This is a genomic window from Flavobacterium sp. (assembly GCF_028712645.1).
GTDB lineage: Bacteria > Bacteroidota > Bacteroidia > Flavobacteriales > Flavobacteriaceae > Flavobacterium.
In genome coordinates, this window is record NZ_JAQTPQ010000356.1 from 1 (window position 1) to 2,931 (window position 2,931).

A 2,931-nucleotide genomic window follows, 5' to 3' on the forward strand; every position below is an offset into this window, starting at 1 on the left:
CTCCTGCCCTATTCCTGGACCAATTCCGATGGCTTGCGGGATGAAATCGAATGTTATTTTCGAAATGTGTTTTTCTTGAACATCGGTTAAAACCATCACTTCAGGATTGGCGGTTTGCAGGATTTCGTAACCACATCGCGGAATAAACACCGTAACCAGACCACAACCGGTTTTCAAACAAGCCTTGGATGACAAAGCCATCGCTCCTATTTTCCCATAACTTCCGCCAATTAACAAAGCGTGACCTTGAATGCCTTTGTGCGTTTTTTGGTCAATGGGTTTGTAGCGTTTTAGGATTTCCTTTTTATGGATAGGAATTGGATTTTTCATTGGATTTGTTTGCATAAAGTTACAAAATTTAAACTTCCGTTCGTTTCTGACATTATTCTATTTTATTTCTAAAAATATATTTGTTTAAGTTATTTGCATAATTTTCCACAAACATCCTCAGATAAATGAGTAAAGTCAATTTTACTTATATTAGCTATGAATTTTATAATACCAAAATTTACTAAAAAATAAATCCTTAAAAAAATAATTTAAAAAATATATTTGACTATTTTTGTCAAAACAAATTTTGTCTTATGGAAACATTTGGAGATATTATTAAAAACAAACGAGAAAGCAAAGGCTTAATATTACGACAAGTTGCTTCTGCACTTGACATTGACCAAGCAATTGTGAGTAAATTTGAACGAGGAGAGCGAAAACCAACAAAAGAACAGGTTGGTAAATTTGCTGAATTTTATGATTTAGACAAAGACTTTTTAGTCACAAGTTGGTTAAGTGATAAAATTGCAAATGAAATTTTATATGAAAATAATATTGCAGAAGTTCTAAAAGTAGCAGAAGAAAAAGCATTATACCTAAAAACTATTCACGATGGAAAATAAAATAAAAGTTGTAGAATTATTTGCTGGAGTTGGTGGTTTCAGACTTGGTTTAGAAGGATGGAATAACAAATCAGCATCGTCAAATTACAAAAATGAATTTGAAAGTCCTTACCAAGTAGTTTGGAGTAATCAATGGGAACCATCAACCAAAGTACAACACGCATCTATGGTTTATGAAACGCGCTGGGATAAAAAAAGTCATTGCAGTCAAGATATTTCAACAGTCGAAATATCTGAAATTCCAGATCACGATTTGTTAGTGGGAGGATTTCCTTGTCAAGATTATTCAGTTGCAACAACACTAAAAAATTCAAAAGGATTAATTGGAAAAAAAGGCGTTTTGTGGTGGTCAATTCACAAAATTTTAAGCGAAAAAGAAAATAAACCAAAGTATTTGTTTCTTGAAAATGTTGATCGCCTTTTAATTTCTCCTTCCGGGCAACGCGGGAGAGATTTTGCTATAATTCTAAAAAGTTTAAACGATTTAGGCTACGCAGTTGAATGGCGAGTTGTAAACGCAGCAGAATACGGAATGCCACAAAGAAGAAGAAGAATTTTCATTTTGGCATATTCTCAAAATTCAACAATTTATAACGAAATAAAAGAAACTAATTCAACCGATTGGTTACTTAAAGATGGAACTTTAGCAAACGCATTTCCTGTACAAAGTGATAATATTTTGTTTCCAAATGAATTCAAACTTAAAGGTGATATAGTTGAAATTTCAGAAAATTTCAACAAAAATGGTAAAACAGGAATGTTCGAAAATACAGGAATTATGATTGATGGAATTGTGACGACAATTAAAACGAAACCAAGTTACGAGGACAAATTCACGATTCTAAAAGACATCATTCAAAACAGAGAAGTAACCGAAGAATTCTATATAAACGAGGAAGATTTGGATAAATGGTTTTACTTAAAAGGTGCAAAAAAAGAAATGAGAAAAAATTCTCAAGGTTTTGAGTACAATTACAGCGAAGGCGGAATGATTTTTCCAGATTCACTGGACAAACCATCGAGAACAATTATAACAGGCGAAGGCGGAAAATCTGCATCAAGATTTAAACACGTTATAAAAACTGCAAAAGGTTATAGAAGATTATCGCCAATTGAATTAGAAAGACTAAATATGTTTCCTGATAATCACACAAAATTTGAAGGAATTACAGATACTAAACGCGCATTTTTTATGGGTAATGCTTTGGTTGTTGGAGTTATAGAAAAAATTGGTATTGCATTAACTCAAAAAATAAACAATGAAGTTACCATATAATCCAAAAGATAAAAAATCTGTAATTGATTACGCGAAATTGCTTAAAGGAAAATCTTTAAGACAAGTTTGTGATTCAAAAGTTTTAGAGCATTCCTATTCTGGTAAAGGAAACTTTGGGCAAGTTTTAGAGAAATTCTATTTTGGTTATGAACCAAACTCTTTGGCAGAAGCAGATTTTGCTCAAATTGGAATGGAGTTAAAATCATCTCCATTAAAACAATTAAAGAACAATGAGTTTCGTTCAAAAGAGCGATTAGTTTTAAACATCATTAACTACGTTAATGTTGTTAATCAGAATTTTGAAAATAGTGATTTTGTTAAAAAGAATGCAAGCATCCTTTTGATTTTCTATTTGCATCAAGCTGGTTTTGATATTTTGGATTATCTGATAAAATTGGTTGATGAATGGAGTTTTCCATCAACAGATTTAGAAATCATCAAAAGAGATTGGGAATTAATTACAAAGAAAATTACCGAAGGAAAAGCACACGAATTATCTGAAGGAGATACATTTTATTTAGGTGCTTGTACAAAAGGAGGAAAAGGAGGAAATCCAAGACCACAACCAAATAATACAATTCTAGCAAAACAAAGAGCCTATTCTTTCAAACAAGGTTATGTAAATCATATCATTGCATCGATTGCAAACGAAAGTAAAGGAATTTACGGAAAATTAATTCCAAACGTTCAAGTTGCTAAAAAGCAAACAATTGAAGAAATCGTAATTTCTAAATTCAAACCTTTCTATGGAAAATATGAAGA

General features: G+C 31.6%; 4 protein-coding genes. 3 read left to right on the forward strand and 1 reads right to left on the reverse strand.

What is annotated here, in order from left to right; translation table 11 throughout:
- A partial coding sequence (locus tag PHC28_RS17765; RefSeq protein WP_300103663.1) for an NAD(P)H-hydrate dehydratase occupies positions 1-345 on the reverse strand: 345 nt, incomplete at its 3' end.
- 239 nt (positions 346-584) lie between these two features.
- Here PHC28_RS17765 and PHC28_RS17770 point away from each other — a divergent pair.
- From PHC28_RS17770 to PHC28_RS17780, 3 genes are all read left to right on the forward strand, one after another.
- Positions 585-893: a helix-turn-helix transcriptional regulator gene (locus PHC28_RS17770; RefSeq protein ID WP_300103665.1), complete on the forward strand. Its 309-nt coding sequence runs from the start codon at positions 585-587 to the stop codon at positions 891-893.
- Positions 883-2,169: a DNA (cytosine-5-)-methyltransferase gene (gene dcm / locus PHC28_RS17775; RefSeq protein WP_300103667.1), complete on the forward strand. Its 1,287-nt coding sequence runs from the start codon at positions 883-885 to the stop codon at positions 2,167-2,169. The genes PHC28_RS17770 and dcm overlap by 11 nt, the downstream gene beginning before the upstream one ends.
- Positions 2,153-2,931: Sau3AI family type II restriction endonuclease (locus tag PHC28_RS17780; protein ID WP_300103669.1), on the forward strand; the 779-nt coding region annotated here is incomplete at its 3' end. The genes dcm and PHC28_RS17780, both read left to right, overlap by 17 nt.

Excerpts from the sequence above, each read along its gene's own strand:
- PHC28_RS17770 (WP_300103665.1), top strand. The coding sequence starts at position 585 with ATGGAAACATTTGGAGATATTATTAAAAACAAACGAGAAAGCAAAGGC.
- dcm (WP_300103667.1), top strand. The coding sequence starts at position 883 with ATGGAAAATAAAATAAAAGTTGTAGAATTATTTGCTGGAGTTGGTGGT.